Origin of the sequence: Pseudomonas alkylphenolica (assembly GCF_004025535.1) — a bacterium.
Taxonomy (GTDB): domain Bacteria; phylum Pseudomonadota; class Gammaproteobacteria; order Pseudomonadales; family Pseudomonadaceae; genus Aquipseudomonas; species Aquipseudomonas alkylphenolica_A.
On the sequence record NZ_QJRG01000044.1, the window covers coordinates 58804 to 77419 of the forward strand.

General features: G+C 61.4%; 19 protein-coding genes and 1 pseudogene. 10 read left to right on the top strand and 10 right to left on the bottom strand.

Going from position 1 to position 18616, the window contains the following annotated elements; translation table 11 throughout:
- Positions 1–176: 176 nt before the first annotated feature.
- Together DM813_RS29015 and DM813_RS13025 are read left to right on the top strand one after the other, a co-directional pair.
- Positions 177–446: pseudogene (locus DM813_RS29015) on the top strand (PAS domain-containing protein); the annotation flags it as partial.
- 237 nt (positions 447–683) lie between these two features.
- A complete protein-coding gene (locus tag DM813_RS13025) occupies positions 684–1748 on the top strand; it encodes a methyl-accepting chemotaxis protein (RefSeq protein WP_431311970.1) in 1065 nt (354 codons plus the stop codon).
- 10 nt (positions 1749–1758) lie between these two features.
- Here DM813_RS13025 and DM813_RS13030 read toward each other — a convergent pair whose 3' ends face one another.
- Positions 1759–2658, bottom strand: a complete 900-nt coding sequence (locus DM813_RS13030) for a chemotaxis protein (RefSeq protein ID WP_128323808.1) — start codon at positions 2656–2658, stop codon at positions 1759–1761.
- 79 nt (positions 2659–2737) lie between these two features.
- A complete protein-coding gene (norR, locus tag DM813_RS13035; RefSeq protein WP_128323809.1) occupies positions 2738–4291 on the bottom strand; it encodes a nitric oxide reductase transcriptional regulator NorR in 1554 nt (517 codons plus the stop codon).
- Positions 4292–4444: 153 nt separating this feature from the next.
- Between norR and hmpA the strand changes: the two genes are divergently transcribed.
- Positions 4445–5626 carry an NO-inducible flavohemoprotein gene (gene hmpA, locus DM813_RS13040; RefSeq protein ID WP_128323810.1) on the top strand — a complete coding sequence of 394 codons (1182 nt, stop codon included), beginning with the start codon at positions 4445–4447 and terminating at the stop codon, positions 5624–5626.
- 171 nt (positions 5627–5797) lie between these two features.
- Positions 5798–6268, top strand: a complete 471-nt coding sequence (locus DM813_RS13045; protein ID WP_128323811.1) for a phosphate-starvation-inducible protein PsiE — start codon at positions 5798–5800, stop codon at positions 6266–6268.
- On the opposite strand, the gene DM813_RS13050 is transcribed toward DM813_RS13045, so the two are convergent.
- Positions 6228–6518, bottom strand: a complete 291-nt coding sequence (locus DM813_RS13050) for a DUF3509 domain-containing protein (RefSeq protein WP_128323812.1) — start codon at positions 6516–6518, stop codon at positions 6228–6230. The genes DM813_RS13045 and DM813_RS13050 overlap by 41 nt on opposite strands.
- Positions 6519–6842: 324 nt before the next feature.
- On the opposite strand from DM813_RS13050, the gene DM813_RS13055 reads away from it, so the two are divergent.
- Positions 6843–7244, top strand: a complete 402-nt coding sequence (locus DM813_RS13055; RefSeq protein WP_128323813.1) for a hypothetical protein — start codon at positions 6843–6845, stop codon at positions 7242–7244.
- A 449-nt stretch (positions 7245–7693) separates the two neighbouring features.
- Positions 7694–8101, top strand: a complete 408-nt coding sequence (locus DM813_RS13070; protein WP_128323814.1) for a hypothetical protein — start codon at positions 7694–7696, stop codon at positions 8099–8101.
- Between the two features lie 67 nt (positions 8102–8168).
- On the opposite strand, the gene DM813_RS13075 is transcribed toward DM813_RS13070, so the two are convergent.
- The 4 genes from DM813_RS13075 to DM813_RS13090 form a co-directional block, all read right to left on the bottom strand.
- Complete coding sequence (locus DM813_RS13075; protein WP_128323815.1) at positions 8169–8576, bottom strand: HPF/RaiA family ribosome-associated protein; 408 nt, start codon at positions 8574–8576, stop codon at positions 8169–8171.
- A gap of 178 nt (positions 8577–8754) precedes the next feature.
- Positions 8755–11094 carry a TonB-dependent Fe(3+) dicitrate receptor FecA gene (fecA, locus tag DM813_RS13080; protein WP_164897245.1) on the bottom strand — a complete coding sequence of 780 codons (2340 nt, stop codon included), beginning with the start codon at positions 11092–11094 and terminating at the stop codon, positions 8755–8757.
- Between the two features lie 88 nt (positions 11095–11182).
- Positions 11183–12118 (bottom strand): DUF4880 domain-containing protein, encoded by a 936-nt coding sequence (locus tag DM813_RS13085; RefSeq protein ID WP_128323816.1) that lies wholly within the window; start codon positions 12116–12118, stop codon positions 11183–11185.
- Entirely contained in the window at positions 12115–12609 is a 495-nt protein-coding gene (locus DM813_RS13090) for a sigma-70 family RNA polymerase sigma factor (RefSeq protein WP_128323817.1), read from the bottom strand. Before DM813_RS13090 ends, DM813_RS13085 begins: the two co-directional genes overlap by 4 nt.
- 183 nt (positions 12610–12792) lie before the next feature.
- On the opposite strand from DM813_RS13090, the gene DM813_RS13095 reads away from it, so the two are divergent.
- Genes DM813_RS13095 through DM813_RS13105 form a run of 3 tightly spaced genes read left to right on the top strand, consistent with a single transcriptional unit; the run spans position 12793 to position 15001 of the window.
- Positions 12793–13095: a DUF3649 domain-containing protein gene (locus DM813_RS13095; protein ID WP_128323818.1), complete on the top strand. Its 303-nt coding sequence runs from the start codon at positions 12793–12795 to the stop codon at positions 13093–13095.
- Positions 13095–14675: a PepSY-associated TM helix domain-containing protein gene (locus DM813_RS13100; protein ID WP_128323819.1), complete on the top strand. Its 1581-nt coding sequence runs from the start codon at positions 13095–13097 to the stop codon at positions 14673–14675. The genes DM813_RS13095 and DM813_RS13100 overlap by 1 nt, the downstream gene beginning before the upstream one ends.
- Entirely contained in the window at positions 14675–15001 is a 327-nt protein-coding gene (locus DM813_RS13105) for a DUF3325 domain-containing protein (protein ID WP_128323820.1), read from the top strand. The genes DM813_RS13100 and DM813_RS13105 overlap by 1 nt, the downstream gene beginning before the upstream one ends.
- A gap of 43 nt (positions 15002–15044) precedes the next feature.
- Here the strand turns inward: DM813_RS13105 and DM813_RS13110 are convergent, their stop codons facing one another.
- The gene (locus DM813_RS13110) at positions 15045–15920 is read right to left on the bottom strand and encodes a helix-turn-helix domain-containing protein (protein WP_128323821.1); all 876 of its coding nucleotides are present in this window, start codon (positions 15918–15920) and stop codon (positions 15045–15047) included.
- Positions 15921–16057: 137 nt separating this feature from the next.
- On the opposite strand from DM813_RS13110, the gene DM813_RS13115 reads away from it, so the two are divergent.
- Positions 16058–16960, top strand: coding sequence for a DMT family transporter (locus DM813_RS13115; protein ID WP_128323822.1), 903 nt, complete (start codon positions 16058–16060; stop codon positions 16958–16960).
- A gap of 78 nt (positions 16961–17038) precedes the next feature.
- Here DM813_RS13115 and DM813_RS13120 read toward each other — a convergent pair whose 3' ends face one another.
- Together DM813_RS13120 and DM813_RS13125 are read right to left on the bottom strand one after the other, a co-directional pair.
- On the bottom strand, positions 17039–17548 hold the full coding sequence (locus DM813_RS13120) for a DUF2165 family protein (RefSeq protein WP_128323823.1): 510 nt from the start codon (positions 17546–17548) through the stop codon (positions 17039–17041).
- Between the two features lie 83 nt (positions 17549–17631).
- Entirely contained in the window at positions 17632–18603 is a 972-nt protein-coding gene (locus DM813_RS13125) for a 2-hydroxyacid dehydrogenase (RefSeq protein ID WP_128323824.1), read from the bottom strand.
- Between the last annotated feature and the right edge of the window lie 13 nt (positions 18604–18616).

Sequence of the window (18616 nt, forward strand, 5' to 3'; positions counted from 1 at the left end):
GACAGCGCTGACAGGTTGCCGGGTGGGTGTGAAGGGCAGTGGACTGCTCCGGGATCGGCTACTGGCAAATTGCCAATATCCTGCGCTGGATCAATGAATCAGGTCAATTTGCCACTAGCATCGTATGCCCTGCCGATTCTCCCCAATAACAACGAGTGCCTCCGATGAAGAGCAATATGCCTGTGACCGGTCGCAATGTGGATTATCCCGGTGACGCCAACATCCTTTCCACCACTGACCTTTCCAGCACGATCACCTACGCCAATGATGATTTTGTCACGGTCAGCGGGTTCAGCCGTGAAGAACTGATGGGCAGCGCGCACCATATCGTGCGCCATCCGGATATGCCGCCGCAGGCATTCGCGCAAATGTGGCAGACCCTCAAAAGTGGCCGGTCGTGGATGGGGCTGGTGAAGAACCGCTGCAAGAATGGCGATCACTATTGGGTCAGCGCGTTCGTTTCACCGATTGCCAGTCAGGGGCAAACAGTGGAGTACCAGTCGGTCAGGACCAAGCCTACAGCCGATCAGATCGAGGCGGCCGAGCGTTGTTATGCACAGCTGCGCAGCGGCAGAACGCCGTGGTGGCAGCGTTTGCCCGTGCTTGGGCTGGGCGCGCAACTTTGGGTCGGTGTGACCTTGGGGGTGGTGCTGGCGTTGGCACTGAGCCGCTTGCTCGCGCCACTGCTGCCCTGGCCAGAAATCGTCGAATTGTTGCTCGCCAGTGGCTTGAGCGCGGTGGCGATTATGGCGGTGCTCAAGCCCTTTCGGCGCTTGTGTGCCGAAGCAAAAAGTATTGCCGACAACCCGCTGAGCCAGCACTTGTATACCGGCCGGCGTGACGGCATCGGCCAGATCGACTTCGCCCTGCGCATGCTCAAAGGCCAGCTCGGCGCGGTGGTCGGGCGCATCGGCGACACCTCAAGGCGCCTGGCCGGACACAGCGGCTCGCTGGCGCAGTCGCTGCAAAGCAGCCACAGCAGCAACCTTGAGCAGCAGGGCGAAGCGGATCAGATCGCTACGGCGATCAACCAGATGGCTGCCAGCGTCGCCCAGGTCGCCAGCAATGCCCAGCAAGCGTCACAGGCTGCCGACCAGGCCGAAGGTGAAACCCGTGCGGGGCATCAACTGGTCGACCTCAACCGCAGTGCGATTCAGGAACTGGCCAGCTCGTTGGGGACGGCCACGGAAGTTATCCACACCCTGCAGCATCACAGCAGCGAGATCACCGGGGTGGTCGAGGTGATTCGCGCGATTGCCGAGCAGACCAACCTGCTGGCGCTCAACGCCGCCATCGAGGCGGCCCGGGCCGGCGATCAGGGCCGTGGTTTTGCCGTGGTGGCCGATGAGGTGCGCGGCCTGGCCCAGCGCACGGCGCAGTCGACCCACGAGATTCAGCGCATGATCAGTGTGCTGCAGAACGGTGCGCGCGACGCAGTGCAGGTCATGCAGCAAAGCAGCGAGCATGCCGGGCACAGTGTCGAGCAGGCGCTGCGCGCCGCCAGTGCGCTGGACGGCATCAGCCTGCGGGTCAACCAGATCAGCGAGATGAGCGTGCAGATCGCGGCAGCGGTAGAGCAGCAAAGCCAGGTCAGCGAGAGTATCAACCGCAACATCATCAGCATTCGCCAGGCCAGCGAGTCCACGGTGCAGGTTGGCCAGCAGAGTCACCTCAGTGCCAGCGATGTCGCGGCCCTGGCCGAAGACCTGCGTCGCCTCGCCGCCGAGTTCTGGCGGCGCTGTCACTGAGCCGCTGGGCTCAGCTCTCGCTGTAGGCCACGGCCCGCGCCGCGACGATCAGGCAGTCGGTGAGTTCTGGCGAGGAGAATTTGGTGAGCACCGCGTTGGCCCCGGCAAGGCGGGCTTTTTCGCTGTTCATCGCACTGTCCAGCGAGGTATGCAGCAGCACGTAGAGGTGTTTGAAATCCGGCGTTTCGCGCAGGGTGCGGGTGAAAGCAAAGCCGTCCATCTCGGACATTTCGATGTCCGAGACCACCACGTTGATTTCCTGATCGGTGCCTTGCAGGTCCAGCAGGGTGTTGATCGCATCCTTGGCGCTGCGCGCGGTGTGGCATTCGATGCCGAGGCTGCGCAGGGTATGCACCGACTGCTGCAGGGCCACCTGGCTGTCATCGACGACGAGGATGTTGGTGGCGGCCAGGACTGCAGCGTCGTCCGGGTTCAATTCGCTGATGACCGGCTCATGCGCTGGCGGCGCGATGCCATGGATGACCTTTTCGATATCCAGTACCTGCACCAGGGTGTTGTCGACGCGAGTGACACCGGTGATGAACGACTTGTTGCCCGAACCGAACGGCGGCGGCTTGATGTCGGTGCTCAGGCAGTGAACGATTTTGCTCACCGCCTGCACATGCAGGCCCTGTTTGGAGCGGCTGATGTCGGTAACGATCAGGCAGCCGCCCAGCGGGTCTTCAAGCGGCCGCTCGCCAATGGCACGCGACAGGTCGATCACCGACAGCGAATTGCCGCGCAGCGTGGCCACGCCTTTGACGTGCGGGTGCGACTCCGGCAGCTTGGTCAGCGGTGGGCAAGGGATGATTTCACTGACCTTGAGCAGGTTGATGGCCATCAGCTTGCCGCTGCGCAGGGTGAACAGCAGCAGCGACAGCGAGTCGGCGCGGGCATTGTGCGAGGCCATAGGCACCTTCAGGACAGATTGAATGGGGAGATGCCGGGTTATCGACCCGACAGCCCCGGGCTTTAATCACTCAGGCAAATCAGCGTAGCCCCAGGCGTTTTGCCAGGCGGCTGAGGTTGGCCCGGTCCAGGCCCAGCTCGCGGGCGGTGCTGGCCCAGTTGTACTCATGACGCTCGAGGCTGGCCTGGATCAACTGGCGCTGATAGTCATCGAGGGCCTGGCGCAGGTCGCCGCCGGGCAGCGCAGTGGCTGCGGGTGGCAAGGCCGCTTGCTGCTCGGGCGCAGGTTCGACGGGACGCAGGTCGAGGTCGCTGGCATCCAGGGTGAGGATCTTCGGGCGCTGGCGGTGCTGCCCCAGGGCCTTGAGCGCCGAGCGCCCGATCAGGTGTTCCAGCTCACGCACATTGCCCGGCCAGTCGTAGGCCAGCAGGGCCGCCTGGGCTTCTGCACTCAGCCGCAGGCTGCCCAGGCCCATGCGCGAACGGTTCTGTTCGAGAAAGTAGCCGCTGAGCAACAGCACGTCGCGGCCGCGTTCGCGCAGGGGCGGGACCCACAATGGGTACACGCTCAGGCGATGATAGAAGTCGGCGCGGTAGCGGCCGGCGCGGACTTCTTCGGCGAGGTCGCGGTTGGTCGCGGCGATCAGGCGCACGTCGACGCGGTGCTCCTGGTCGGAACCCAGGCGTTGCAGCTGACCGCTCTGCAGCACGCGCAACAGCTTGGCCTGGACGGTCAGCGACAGCTCGCCGACCTCGTCGAGAAACAGCGTGCCGCCATTGGCCAGCTCGAACTTGCCCCGACGCTCGCCGACGGCACCGGTAAACGCGCCACGTACATGACCGAACAGTTCGCTCTCCACCAGAGTGTCGGGCAGGGCCGCGCAGTTGAGGCTGATCAAGGGTTGCTGGGCGCGGCTGGAGGCCTGGTGGATCGCTTGCGCGACCAGCTCTTTGCCGACCCCGGTTTCACCGGTGATCAGCACGGTCAGGTCGCTGCTGCCCACCAGCTGGATTTCCTCCAGCAGGCGCTTGTGGGCTTTACTCTGACCGATCAGCTCTTTGTGTTGCTGGCCGCTGGCCTGGCGGTAAACCTCGGCCCGTTCGTGTTCATCCTCGGCGCGCAAAGCCAGGCGCTCGATGCGCTCGGCGACATTCACCGTGGCGGCCGCCAGGCTGGCAAAGGCCTGCAAGGCATCGAGCTCGACCTGTTGGAACTGCTCCGGGTCCAGGGCATCAAGGGTCAGCAGGCCCCAGGGCTGCTCATCGACAAACAGCGGGCAGCCCATGCAGTCGTGAACTTCCAGGTGCTGGTGCAGACCCTCGACCAACCCGTCGTAGGGGTCGGGCAGTTCGCTGTCGCTGGCAAAGCGGGTGGGTTCACTGCTGCTGAGAATTGCCTCGAAGCGCGGGTGCTCGCTGACCTTGAAGCGTCGGCCCAGGGTGTCGGTGCTCAGGCCGTCGACGGCCAGCGGCACTAGCCATTCACCGTCCAGGCGCAGCAGCGCGGCGGCGTCGCAGGGCAACAGGGCGCGCATGGCTTCGAGCAGGCGACGGTAGCGTTCGCGCTCGGGCAGGTCGCGGGACAGGTCGCTGACCAGCGGCAGCAAGGCGGTGAGCAGGGATTTTGCGGTCATAAAGACTCCTGTTGGTCTTAATGACTATATTCCTCTTGTGGTCTTTTTGACTAATAAATTTATAAACCGTTGATTTATAACGATTAAATAGTTGGCACGAAACCTGTAATAACACCAGTATTCATAAAGCAGCCACAGGCTCAGGAGTCATACATGCTCAATGCCCAGGATCGTGCAATCGTCAAAGCCACCGTCCCTCTGCTGGAAAGCGGCGGTGAAGCGTTGACCACCCACTTCTACAAAATGATGCTCAGCGAGTACCCCGAAGTGCGTCCGCTGTTCAATCAGGCCCACCAGGCCAGTGGCGACCAGCCACGGGCTTTGGCCAACGGCGTGCTGATGTATGCCCGGCACATTGACCAGCTCGAACAGCTGGGTGGCCTGGTCGGCCAGATTATCAACAAGCATGTGGCCTTGCAGATCCTTCCGGAACATTACCCGATCGTCGGTAGCTGCCTGCTGCGCGCCATCGAAGAGGTGCTGGGCAAGGAAATCGCTACCCCCGAAGTGATTGCAGCCTGGGGCGCGGCGTACCAGCAACTGGCCGATATCCTGATCGGCGCCGAAGGCGACATCTATGCACAGAAAGCGGCGGCCCCGGGTGGCTGGCGCGGTGCGCGTCAGTTCACCCTGGTCAAGCGCGTAGAGGAAAGCAGCGAGATCGTTTCCTTCTACTTCGCCCCGGTGGATGGCGGCGCGATTCTCAAGGCCGAGCCGGGCCAGTACATCGGTTTGCAGCTGTTCATCGATGAGCAGGAGCAGCGCCGCAACTATTCCCTGTCGGCCCTGAGCAATGCCGGCCAGTACCGCATCAGCGTCAAGCGCGAAGACGGCGGCAAGGTCTCCAACTACCTGCACGAGCAGATGAAGGAAGGCGACACCATCAACCTGTTCCCGCCATCGGGTGAATTCACCTTGAGTGCCAGCGACAAGCCGCTGGTGCTGATCAGTGGCGGCGTGGGCATTACCCCGACCTTGCCAATGCTCGAAGCCGCGCTCGACAGCGGCCGTCTGGTGCACTTTATCCACTGCGCACGCAACGGTGCGGTGCACGCTTTCCGTGACTGGGTGGATGAACTGGCTGCGCGTCATCCGCAACTCAAGCGTTTCTACTGCTACGCCGAAGACGACGGCGTCAGTGAGCCTGGCGATGCCCTCGGCCTGTTGACGGCCGACCAGCTTGGCCAGTGGCTGCCGCAAGACCGTGACCTGGATGCCTACTTCCTTGGCCCCAAAGGCTTCATGGCCAGCATCAAGCGCCAGCTCAAAGGCCTGGGTGTGCCTGAGCAGCAGAGCCGCTACGAGTTTTTCGGCCCGGCCAGCGCCCTGGAATAACCCGGTTTTTCCCACCTACGCGTGAACGGACAAGGCACAGCCAGCAATGGCTGTGCCTTGCGGCATTTGGTCGCCTTCTCAAACAGGGTGCCTGGCCTTTTTACTGCATGCAGATAAAGCGTCATGTGCGTGCCGCATCATCCTTCTCGCCGTATCAAGGAAACCGAAATCGTGAACATCAATTGGGCTGACAAACTGCGCAAAGGCCTGCATGGCTCAGCCGACTCGCTGGGCAACCTTTGCGTCGAAGCGTTTCACTATCTGGCGTTGTTCGGGATTGGTGCGATCACCGCCTATGCGGCGGTAGCGACCTTCATCGACATGCTCGGCAAGGGCGGTGTCAGCGTCGATGACATCCTGTTGCTGTTCATCTACCTCGAGCTCGGGGCGATGGTGGGGATCTATTTCAAGACCAACCACATGCCGATCCGCTTCCTGCTCTATGTCGCGATCACGGCACTGACCCGTTTGCTGATCGGCGACGTCTCGCACCACAAAGCGCCGGATGTCGGCCTGCTGTACGTGTGCGGCGGCATTTTGCTGCTGGCATTCGCCATCCTGGTGGTGCGCTATGCCTCGTACCAGTACCCGTCGACCAAGGCTATTGATGCGAGCGGCAAAGAGATCGAAGAGTCGAAGTAGCCTGCATGGCGGCGAGTACCTCCATGGCGTTGTGGCCCTGCTCGATGGCGATGCCGAACTGGATGCTTTCGATCAGGTGCTGCAGGCGTTTGGGGTCGTTGCGCTGGGCCGGGCTGATCAGCCGTTTGGCTACCACCCCCTGTTCGTTGGACAGGGTCAGCATGATGCTGCCGTCCAGCCGCTCGATGCTCAGGTTGACGCGATAGTGCGGTGCGAAAGCGTCGTTGATCTGCTCGAAAGGATTGATCATGGGGCTTCACCTGCTAAAGACATGCAGTGATTGACCGGGTGAGGGTGGGTTGGTTCCTCGATGCTGTTTCCGAGAGCGATGTAGGACAGTTCTCTATCGTGTTCACCCGCGCAGAATCGCGCTAACACCATGCTAGGTTCCGGGCTCCACTTGCTCAGGGAATCAGTGCATGGTCTTTCGCATCAACATCAATGGTCGCGGTTTCATTTGGCGTCGGTGGGGCTGTGTGCGCAATTGTTCTGGTTGGAGGTGGATCAATTGCTGGTGGAATCGGGGTTGGAAAATTCGGAGAGTGGATGGGGGACAATATCTACGAGGCACAAAGTGATTGATATAAACACTTGGCCGCCAATTATTGTGATTCCTTTTGGTCTAGCGCCCTTCGTAATTGTTTTATCTGGTATCGCGCTGAATGCATACACCGCTCGCAGTCGTGACTTCGACCTCATTATTGCGAGTCTCCCGAACAGCCTTTGGCTCAAACAGCAGATACCTTTTTGGGGGACGAGTAGCCTGAAGTCGCGTTGCTACCTGCTCAGTTCAATCAGCGGTGCAATGCTTTATCCGAAATTCTGCATCCGTTTGGGAATGATGGATGCGGAGGATTTACGTAACTTTCCTCAGCGATTGCGGCGCCGAATACAGCTGATCTGCTGGTTGGTAATGATTGGTTCTGCCTGGTTTGCGATAGGGCTTGCCTTGATCCAGCTGTCACCAACAAGGTGAATTGTTCGCAAAAAAAAAGCGAGCCCACTGGGCTAATGCCGATCAGTTAGGCCCAAGGGCGCGCGCGCCCCACCTGTAGGAGCCAGGCTTGCCGGCGAACCAGGCGCTGCGATTGAGCTGCTACACCGCGTCATCGTTCTTCGCGGGCAAGCCTCGCTCCTACGGGTGGGGCAGACGTTGCCTGCGATGGGCTGCATAGCAGCCCTAACTACAGGCGCTTGGGCTTAACTGACTGGCATTAGCCCACTGGGCTCGCTTTATTTACCGTCTGCGTTCTGCTTATTTATCAGCTAATGCTGCGAGCTGGCTCGTTCTCCAGGAACTCTTCCTGCAGCAGGCCGTCATTCTGGGCGCCATCGACGCTTTGCTGAGCGACGGCGCGTTTGCTGCGCAGCCTGCCGTAGAAATGTTCCAAGTATGGCTGAAGAACTTTACAACTGGGATGAGCAATGACGCCTGATTTCTACTTTTCCTGGCATCCGGGACTGCGGTTCGCCTTTCTATTTACTCCATTCGTGATCGTAATGTCCGGCGTGGTAATGGAGACCTATATCGCCCGTAGTCGTAACTTCGACATCATCATTGCAAGCCTGCCGAACAGCCTCTGGCTCAAGATGCAGTTACCTTTCTGGGGGACGACCAGGTTGAAGTCGCGTTGCTATCTGCTCAGCACAATTTGCGGCGCGATGCTCTATCCGAAGTTATGCATTCGAATGGGGATGATGGATGCAGAAGACCTGCGTAACTTTCCACAGAAACTGCGGCGCCTGTTATTAGTGTCTTCCTGGATGATGATTACTGGCTGTGCCTGGCTTGCGCTGGGTTTCGCCTATATCAAGCTGTTCTCAATTCGATGACACTTGCTAACAAAAAAAGGCGAGCCCACTGGGCTCGCCTTTTTACCGTCTGCGTTCTGCTTATTTATCAGCTGATGCTGCGAGCTTGCTCGTTCTCCAGGAATTCTTCCTGCAGCAGGCCGTCATTCTGGGCGCCGTCGACGCTTTGCTGGGCGACCGCGCGTTTGCTGCGTAGCTTGCCGTAGAAGTGCTCCAGGGCATGGTTGAGCTTGATTGCGGCACCTTCGACAGCCTGGTCGAGCGATGCGGATTTATGGCTCACGGAAATCGGTTGATGGCCTTTTGGGCGTGCCTCCATCTGGCAGCGTTTGTCATGCGGACCGGGCTTGTCGCCGTTCTCGTCGCGCAGGTGGACCTCAACGCGGGTGAGGTCTTCTTCAAATCGTTCGAGCGTGCTTTCCAGTGTGCTGCGGACCCACTCTTCCAGTCGAATGTTGCCTTGAATATGGTTGTCGCTATTGACTTGGATTTGCATAGTTCAATCCCTTATTCAGCTAGCTCGCAAGAGAATCGATGGGGCCGTTGCGGCCGGTGGAACTCATCGCCTCTTGACTACAAGGTCAGGCACTTGGCGCAACATTTCAACCCCTTGAAGAAGAAAAATATCTTGTAGCAAAAAGCCCGGCGGCGGCCGGGCTTTTGCATGCGCTGGGTCAGAACGCGACCGAGGTCTGCAGGTATACCGTACGAGGTTCACCCACGTACTTGCCCTTGTTGTTGTCGTCAAACGAGCGGGTGTAGTACTGGTGATTGAAGAGGTTTTTCACCCCGACAGCGACGTTCAGGTTGGACAGCTGCGGGCCGAAATCATAGGCAGCACGGCTGCTGAACAGCATGTAGCCAGGGATGCGGCCGGTGCTGCCGTCGGCGCTTTCGCTGCTGGTATTGGCGTTGTCGGCGAACTGGTCGCTCTGGTAGGTGCTGTCCAGGTTGAGCTGCCACGGGCCCTCTGTGTAACCGACACCCAAGGTGCCTTTGTGGCGCGAGGAGAAGGGCACGCGATTGCCTTTGTTCGGCCCGTCTTCGCGGATTTTAGCGTCAACAAAGGCGTAGGTGGCGTAGACGTCGAAACCGGCCAGGGCAGGGTTCAGGCCTTCGAGGGCGTACTTGACGCTGGTCTCGATGCCCTGGTGACGGGTTTCGCCGCGGGCAATCACCGAGTCGTTGGTCTGGTTGCTTTCGTACTGGTTGTCGAAGTTGATCAGGAACGCGCCGATTTCGGCCTGTAGCAAGCCATCGTCGTAGCGCGTACCCAGTTCCCAGGTACGTGCCTTTTCCGGTTTGACTTCGCCGCTGCTGACCCGGTTGGGCATCTGGCTGTACTGCACGCTGCCGAAGGAGCCTTCGGTGTTGGCATACAGGTTCCAGCTGTCAGTCAGGTGGTACATGACGTTCAGGGCCGGCAACGCGGTGTTGTAATCCCCCTGGTAGCGCACACCGTTGATCTTGTTGGTCTGCTCCGAGTCGATCATCTCGTAACGGACACCCGGGGTGATGGTCCACTGGCCGATGTCGATGCGGTCATCGAGGAAAATCGCATGGGCGTCGGTGCTGCCACGGGTGTCGCGGTCTTTGCGACTGGCAGTGGTGGGCAACTGGTCGGCGCTGAGCGGTTCGCGGTAGCGCAGTTCGTGACTGGCCTCGTTGATGTAGCGGTAGCCCACGCCGACTTCATGCCAGCTTTCGCCCATGGCAAAGCCCTGCGACAGGCGGGTTTCGATGCCGCGTACCCAGTATTCGCGGGGTGACAGCGAGATAAAGTTGCCCTGGTCCAGGTAGCCGCTGCGCAGGGTCTTGGTGAAGAAGCTGTTGACGCTGAACTGGCGGGCGTCTTCCTTGTAGTCATAACCGAGATTGAACATCGTTCGGCGGCCCCAGAACTTGTCCTGCAGGCGGGTCGACTGGTACGGGTCGGCATCGTAGTCGGCGACGCTCAGGCCACCGGGCATCTGTGCCTCGCCTTCGTAATACTGAGCCATGGCGTGCAAGCTGTTGGCTTCGTCGAGCTGCAGTTTGCCCTTGAGGATCAGGTCGTCGATTTGTGTGTCGCTGTGCTCACGCCAGTCGCCACCGCGGGTGCCGGAGTAGAGCAGGGCGCCGCCCAGACCATTGTCGTTGGTGCCGCCGGCCAGCAGGTTGGCGCTGGTCTTGAAGCCGTCATGGCTGGAAGACGGGCTGGTCTGGGTCTGAAACCCGGCTTTGACGGTTGGCTCGTCGGGAATCGCCCGGGTCACGAAGTTGACGATGCCGCCGACGTTTTGCGGGCCGTAGCGCACGGCACCACCGCCGCGCACGACATCCACGGCATCCATGTTGCCCATGCTGATCGGCGCAAACGACAGCTGCGGCTGGCCGTACGGGGCGAAAGGCACCGGAATGCCGTCCATCAGTACCGTGGAGCGCGACGCCAGGCGCGGGTTGAGACCACGAATGCCGAAATTCAGCGCCATGTCGTGGCTGCCGGTGCCGTTGTTTTCCGGGGCGTTGACGCCAGGAATGCGGTTGAGGACTTCACGGGCGGTGGTGGCGCCGCTGCGCTCGAACTCTTCACGGCGCACCACATCGCGGGCACCGGCGTGTTCGAACACATTGTCCTGCTGGGCCGCGCCAAGCCAGTCGCCAACCACCGACGACACACCCAGCTCTACCGGCGCAGTGGCAGGCGTCGCCGCTTGCAGGCTGTAGGCGTTGTCGCCTTCAGCACGGGCTTGCAAGCCGCTGCCTTCAAGCAGAATGTCGAGGGCTTGCTGCGCGCTGTACTGGCCGTGCAAACCCGGACTCTGCAGGCCTTGGGTAACCTGCGAGCCGAACGAGATCAGCACGCCGCTTTCGCGTCCGAACTGGTTCAGGGCGGCTTCCAGCGACATCGGTGCGATCTGGTAGCTGCGCGCAGCGCTGTCGTCGGCGTGGGCCGTAACGGCGGCGAAGCTCAGGCCGGCACCAAACAGCACGGCACGAAGGGACTGGGCAAGTGGACTCGGGCGAAGGGGCATGCAAGGGATCCTTGAGAAGGTCAACGCAAAGGGTTCTGCCTTCTCTGTCACGCGAGATGAAAAATCGGCTCAGAAGATTTGAAAAATTTCAGACCCTGGCTTCGACCGTCACCCAGTAGCGGGTAAAGCGCCGCACCCGCACGGGCAGGGCAATCTGCAGCAGGTCGAGAATGCGTTCGCTGTCGGCCAGTGGATAACTGCCGGAGATCAGCAGCTCGGCCACCTCGGGGGCACAATTGAGCTGGCCGCGACGGTAGCGGCCGAGGTCGGCCAGAAAGTCGTCAAGGCGCCTGTGCGAGGCGACCAGCATGCCGTCGACCCAGGCCCCGACATTGCTGTCGAGCGCTTGCCGGGCCTGCCACTGCGGACCGTTGAAGCGCGCCTGATAGCCTGCCGACAGCGGGTTGCCGGCGAGCTGGGCGGTGCCCTGGTAGATCCCGAGCTGGCTGTAGCGCTCGAACTGGCGCAGGTTGTAGCGGCCCGTGCCCAGCTGCAGCAAACCAAAGTCGGTGAGCAGGTGCAGCGGGCGGGCATCTTCGGCAACGCTCAGCTGAATTTCGCCTTCCAGCAGATGTATCAGGCGCTGCTGGCTGTCAAAGCGGACATCGACGGCGCTGCGGGTGTTCAAGTGCAACTGGCTGCCATCGTCGAGTTGCTGGTGGCGGCGTTCGCCCACCGGGCTGCGGTAGTCGGCGAGCAGGTTTGGCACCGGGTTGTGCTGTTGCAGGGTCAAACCGGCCACGCCGCCAACCCCCAGTATCAGCAAGGCCTTGAGCGCCCGACGGCGGCTGGCGGAGTGTGGTGCCTGCAAGGCTGCATGGGCCAGCGGCGAGGACAGGCCTCGCAAGCGCTGGTTGACCCGCTGAATATGCTCCCAGGCACGACGATGCTCTTCGTGGGCCTGCAGCCACTGTTGCATGGCCTGCTGTTGGCGCGGGTCGAGTGCGCCACCCTGCAGTTCGATCAGCCAGTGCACGGCCTGCTCGGCCACCTGCGTGGAAAATTCCGCGTGGGGGCTGTTCATAGGGCGAAGTAACAGCGCATGGCCGCCTTGTTCAGGTCGCGTTTGACGGTGGCCAGCGAGATGTTCAGTTGCGCAGCGATTTCGCCATAGCTCAGGCCGTCGACCTGGGCCATCAGGAAAGCGCGCTTGACCCGTGGTGCCAGGCCGTCGAGCAAACGGTCCAGTTCCAGCAGGGTTTCGAAGATGATTGCCCGGTGTTCTTCCGAGGGTGCCAGTGCTTCGGGTAACTGGGCCAGCGCCTGGTAGTAGGCGCGTTCGACATCCTGACGCCGGTAATGGTTGAACAGTACCCGCTTGGCGACTGTGGTGAGGAACGCCCGTGGTTCGTTGAGTACCGGCGTTTCCCGCGCCTGCAGCAGGCGCATGAAGGTGTCGTGCGCCAGGTCGGCGGCGTTGTCCGGGCAGCCCAGGCGTTGTCGCAACCAGCCGGTGAGCCAGTTGTGATGGGCGTGGTAAAGGCCTTCAAGCGAGGAAGAAGGGGCGCTGGGCACCGTGAACACTCCGGCGCCACAATGCGCAACAGAATAAGAATTGTTCGCATTGTAGGTTTTTTTTGAATGGATCAGCAAACGTTTGGTGACTGGAGGTCATGTCGACACAGGCCAGCGCTTTGAACTTTGCTTATGAGAATATTAATCATTATTATTGGCGCCTCTTCGTTATGGATGGACGCCATGAACCTTAAAGTCGCCGCACTGCCCTTGAGTTATCGCCTGGCCGTGACATCGCGTTGCCTGGCTGCAGTGTTGGGTGGCTATGTGTTGGCGGCCATGGCCAGTGTCTGCGTGACCTTATTGGCGCCCATGCCCAAAGCCGAGGCGGTAATCAGCGGCATGATGCTGTCGTTCCTTTTCTACCTGGTGGCGTTTCTCTGGTGCTTTGCTTGCCGCAGCGCCTGGCATGCCTGGTGGGGTGTGCTGCTACCGAGCCTGGTGCTGGGTGCGATCAACGGCCTCGCTTACTGGGCAGGCAACTGATGAAAGAGGGTTTTCGCCAGGCAATGGCCTGGCTGCACACCTGGACCGGGCTGATCTTCGGCTGGCTGCTGTTTGCGATTTTTCTGACCGGTACGCTGTCCTACTTCAAGGAAGAGATCAGCCACTGGACCCAGCCCGAAGTCCCGGTGCGCGCGCTGGATGCGCCGGCGAGCCTGGCCCTGGCGCAGGATTACCTGCAGCTGCATGCCCCGCAGGCGGCGAGCTGGTTCATCCGCCTGCCGGATGCCCGTGAGCCCGGGTTGAGTGTCAGCTGGCGTGAACACGGTGGCGGGCGCCGGGATTTCATCGACAAGACCCTCGACCCCGCCACCGGTGCCGAAATCCAGGCCCGCGACACACGCGGCGGCGAGTTCTTCTACCGGTTTCACTTCCAGCTGGAAATGCCCCATCCGTGGGGGCGCTGGCTGGCCACCTTTGCCGCCTTCATCATGCTGGTGGGGTTGGTGACCGGGATCATCACGCACAAGAAGATCTTCAAGGAGTTCTTTACCTTTCGCCCCGGCAAGGGCCAGCGCTCCTGGCTCGACGGCCACAACGCCATTGGCGTGCTGGTGCTGCCGTTTCACCTGATGATCAGCTACAGCAGCCTGGTGATATTCATGGCGATGGTCATGCCGGCGAGCATCATCGCCAGCTATGGCGACGACACCCGGGGCTTTTTCAATGACCTGTTTGGCGCACCCGCCGAGGTCAGGGCGGCCGGAGTGAGCGCGCCCCTGATGCCACTGCCGACGCTGTATGCCCAGGTGCAGGCGCAATCACCGGGCAGCCGTGTTGGCTGGATCGAGGTGCAGACCCCGGGTGACCAGAATGCTCGCGTACGCTTTAGCCGCCATGCGGGCGAGCGCATTGCCCATCAGCGCGGTGGTGGCTGGCTGTTTGATGGGGTCAACGGCACGCTGCAGGCACAAAGCAGCCTCGAGGCCACACCGATGCTGATCTCTGGCGGCATGTACGGCCTGCACATGGGCGAGTTTGCCGGCCCCTGGCTGCGCTGGTTGTATTTCTTCTTTGGCCTGGCCGGTACGGCGGTGATCGGCACGGGCCTGGTGATGTGGCTGGGCAAGCGTCAGCTCAAGCATGCCAAGCGTGACGCCCAGCCGTTCGAACTGCGTTTGGTCGAGGTGCTGAACATCGCCAGCATGAGCGGTCTGGTGCTGGGCGTTGCGGCATTCTTCTGGGCCAACCGGCTGTTGCCGGTGGCGCTGGCGGGGCGTGCCGACTGGGAGATCAGGTGGTTCTTCCTGCTCTGGGCGTTGTCGTTGCTGCACGCCATGCTGCGCCCCGGGCGGCGTGCCTGGGCCGAGCAGTTGAGCCTGGCGGCGGTGCTGTGGGCCGGTTTGCCGCTGCTCAATCAGCTCACCACCGGCCAGGGCCTGCTGCAGTCGATCCCGGCAGGCGACTGGGCCATGGCCGGCTTCGACCTGACCGCGCTGGGCAGTGGCCTGTTCCTGGCCTGGGCGGCGGGCAAGATGTGGCGTACGCCGGTGGTGAGCAAGCGTGCGGCGAAGCCGGCAAAAAGAGCCTGCAGCACCTTGATCGAAAGCGAGGTGGGCTGATGCTCGCGGTTGCCCTGTTCGGATTTGCCGGCTTTGCCGGCCTGTGCCTGTGTATGGAAAAACACTACAAGGAGCTCCTCGGCCGCGCGCCGACGGCGGGCCGCTTGCGTACCTTGCAGATAGGTGGCTGGTCGTTGCTGCTGGTGGCGCTGTGGCTGGCCGTCGACCACAGTGGCTGGGCGATGGGCCTGGTTGAGCTCGTTGCGGTACTGATGGCAGGCGTGACCCTGTGGGTATTCCTGCTGCCGTATCAGCCGCGCCTGCTGTTGGGGCTTGCGGCACTCAGCCTGGTCCTCGGGCCGGTGCTGGCGCTGTTGCCCGGGTAAGCAGATATAACGAGCCCTTTGAGGGGTAGATTCAGCGATCCTGCTAACGCCGGAACGCCGCCCGATAGGCGCCGGGCGTGGCGCCCAGCGCCTGGCGGAAGCGGTTGCTGAAGTGGCTGGCGCTGGCAAATCCGCAGTGCAGTGCAACGTCGCCCAGTGGCAGGTTGCCACTTCGCAACAACTGGCAGGCCGTGGCCAGGCGCCGGGCCAGCAGGTACTGGTGCGGCGGCAGGCCGAAGCTTTCGCGAAACATCCGCGCAAAGTGGTACTCGGACAAATTGCACAGCGCTGCCAGCTCACCCAGGCTCAACGCCTGGTCCAGGTGGCTTTCGATGTATTCACTCAGTTGCCGACGCTGATGCGCGGCCAGGCCGCCCTTCAGGCGCAGCCCCTTGCGCAGGCCGACCTGGCTGAGCACCGCATGATCGAAAATGGCGTGGGCCAGGGTGCTGGTCAGCAGCCGCTCACCCGGCTCGTCCCAGTTCAGCGTGATCAGCTGGCGAAAACGCTGGGCCTGTTCGGGATCGTCAAGAAAGGTCGCTTCCTGCAGTTGCAACTCGCGGGGCTCGCGATCAAGCAGGCGCACGCAGCCGAGGGCGAACTGTTCCTCGCTGATGTACAGGTGTGCCAGGCGAATCGAGCCATTGACCACCCAGTGTGACGGGGCGCCGGCCGGCATGATGCACAACTTGTCGGGTGAGCCTTTGCGGGCGGGCTGGTCGCGGCGAAAGGTGCCGGTGCCGTCGGCGATGTAGCAGGACAGGGTGTGGTGGGTGGTGGCTTCGTAGTCACGGGCGTCGTGGCGGTTGTTCCACAAGGCTGCTGCCAGGCCGTCCCCCAGATGCGCGCTGTGTTCCAGACGGGCATGGGGTGAGTCGTGCATGGATTTGAAGACTTGCAGCTGGTTCAACGGCGTCATCTGAACTCCCTCTGAAGCCCATCCTACTCCGGCGCGCGCGTACCGGCAGCAGCTGTGCGCGCAAAAGCGCAAGAATGTGCAAGCGGGCATCGCACCGGGGGCCACAGACTGAAAGCCTGGATGCGAGGAGTGCTGCCATGAACCTGTCGTTGTACCTGTTGACTGTATTGATCTGGGGCACCACCTGGATTGCCCTGAAACTGCAGTTGGGTGTGGTCGCTATTCCGGTGTCGATTGTCTATCGCTTTGCCCTGGCGGGGCTGATCCTGTTCGCGATCCTGCTGCTCAGCCGTCGTCTGCAGCCGATGAGCCGGCGTGGCCACGGCATCTGCCTGGCGCAGGGGCTGTGCCTGTTCTGTGTCAACTTCATGTGTTTTCTGACGGCCAGCCAGTGGATTCCCAGTGGTTTGATCGCCGTGGTGTTTTCGACTGCGACCTTGTGGAATGCGCTCAATGCGCGGTTATTTTTTGGGCAGAAGATTGCGGCCAATGTGCTGGGCGGGGGTGCGCTGGGTCTGGGTGGATTGGGCTTGCTGTTCTGGCCCGAACTGTCTGGGCACGCGGCGAGCCGCGAAACCTTGATCGGCCTGGCGCTGGCCCTGCTTGGCACCCTGTGCTTCTCGGCGGGCAACATGCTCTCCAGCCTGCAGCAGAAGGCCGGCTTGCGGCCGATGACGACTAACGCCTGGGGCATGCTTTATGGTGCGGGGATGCTGGCTGTGTATTGCGTGTTCAGCGGTATACCGTTTGATATGGAATGGAACACGCGCTACATCGGTTCGCTGTTGTACCTGGTGATTCCGGGTTCGGTGATCGGCTTTACCGCGTACCTGACCTTGGTCGGGCGCATGGGGCCGGAACGCGCGGCGTATTGCACGGTGCTGTTCCCGCTGGTGGCGTTGAATGTGTCGGCGTTCTACGAGGGCTATCAGTGGACGGCACCGGCGCTGTTTGGCCTGGTGCTGGTGATGCTGGGGAATGTGCTGGTGTTCAGGAAGCCCAAGGCCAAGGTCGAAGCTCCTGTCGCAGCCTTGAGATAACCCTGAGCAGCAGCGGCACACCCGTAGCCGCTGCTGCCGGGCGACGATCATGCCTGAAGGGACTTCATGCGATTCTGCTCAATCGTCAATTTTCAGCACGATGAAAATCAGGACTGCCACGATAAAGTCGACAATACGCCCCGAAGTACTTAAAGCATTCCATTGGGTCGATTGCCACATGGCAAACCATTCCCCGCCCACGACCTGAAAAAACAGATACCAGATCAGAATACCTAGCAGGCAGCCGAGCACGGCAAAGCGCTTGGCCTGGTGAAACAGTGCTGCCTCAGCCCGTCGATGACGATAGAGCTGATAGGCACCGAGCAGGCAGGACAGGGCGAACAGCGTTTGGGTGGTAATGATCAGGCCATAGAACAGGTGCTGAAGGGCGGGCGAGTGAATTGCGCGATAGAGCAAGGCATTACCCGGGAAGGTGGTATCCATGCTCAGCGTGTGTTGCACGAAGGAAAAGTTTGAGGCGTAGTCACTGAGATTGCCGAACACCACCAGGGTGCCGAAGATGCCAGTGAAAAATATCATCAGAATTTTGCTTGAGCGGACCAGTCCGCCGGTCGAAAGATTATCCATGTCATTGCACTCCAGTTGCGGTCGAACAGCCTATGACAGCCGCTCGACGTGCACTGTGAGCAATGCGTTTCGCAGTGTGACGGCTACTTCCACACCTGCGGATTGACCAGGTCCTGCGGGCGATCACCGAGCAGGGCGCTGCGCAGGTTGTCGATCGCGCGGTTGGCCATGGCTTCACGGGTTTCGGCGGTGGCCGAACCGACGTGGGGCAGGGTCAGGGCGTTGGGCAGCTGGAACAGCGGGGATTCAGCCAGCGGTTCCTTCTCATACACGTCCAGCCCGGCACCGCGAATGGTGTTGTTGCGCAGTGCTTCCACCAGCGCGGCCTCATCCACCACCGGCCCGCGGGACACGTTGATCAGGAACGCGCTCGGTTTCATCAATTGCAGTTCGCGGCTGCTGATCAGGTGCTTGGTCTGCGCGCCAAGCGGCACCACCAGGCAGACGAAATCCGCTTCGGCCAGCAGTTCGTCGAGGCTGCGGAACTGGGCGCCGAGTTCCTGTTCCAGCGCGGTCTTGCGCGAGTTGCCGCTGTAGATGACCGACATGTTGAAACCGAAACGGCCACGTCGGGCAATTGCTGCACCGATGTTGCCCAGGCCAACGATGCCCAGGGTCTTGCCGTGTACGTCGCTGCCGAACTGCGCCGGGCCGACGGTGGCTTGCCATTGCCCGGCCTTGGTCCAGGCATCCAGTTCGGCCACGCGCCGGGCGCTGCCCATGAGCAGGGCAAAGCCCAGGTCCGCGGTGCTTTCGGTCAGCACGTCCGGGGTGTTGGTCAGGGCAATGCCACGCGCGTTGAAGTAGTTCAGGTCGTAGTTGTCGTAGCCCACCGACACGCTCGACACCACTTCCAGCTTGCTGGCCGTGGCCAGCTGCGCTTCACCGAGCTTGCGGCCCACGCCGATCAGCCCATGGGCCTCGGGCAAGGCTTCGTTGAACTGGGCGCTGATGTCGCCGAGCTTGGGGTTCGGCACAATCACGTTGAAATCTTGCTGCAAGCGCTCGACCATCGCCGGGGTGATGCGGCTGAAGGCAAGGACAGTCTTTTTCATCGGCGAAATCTCT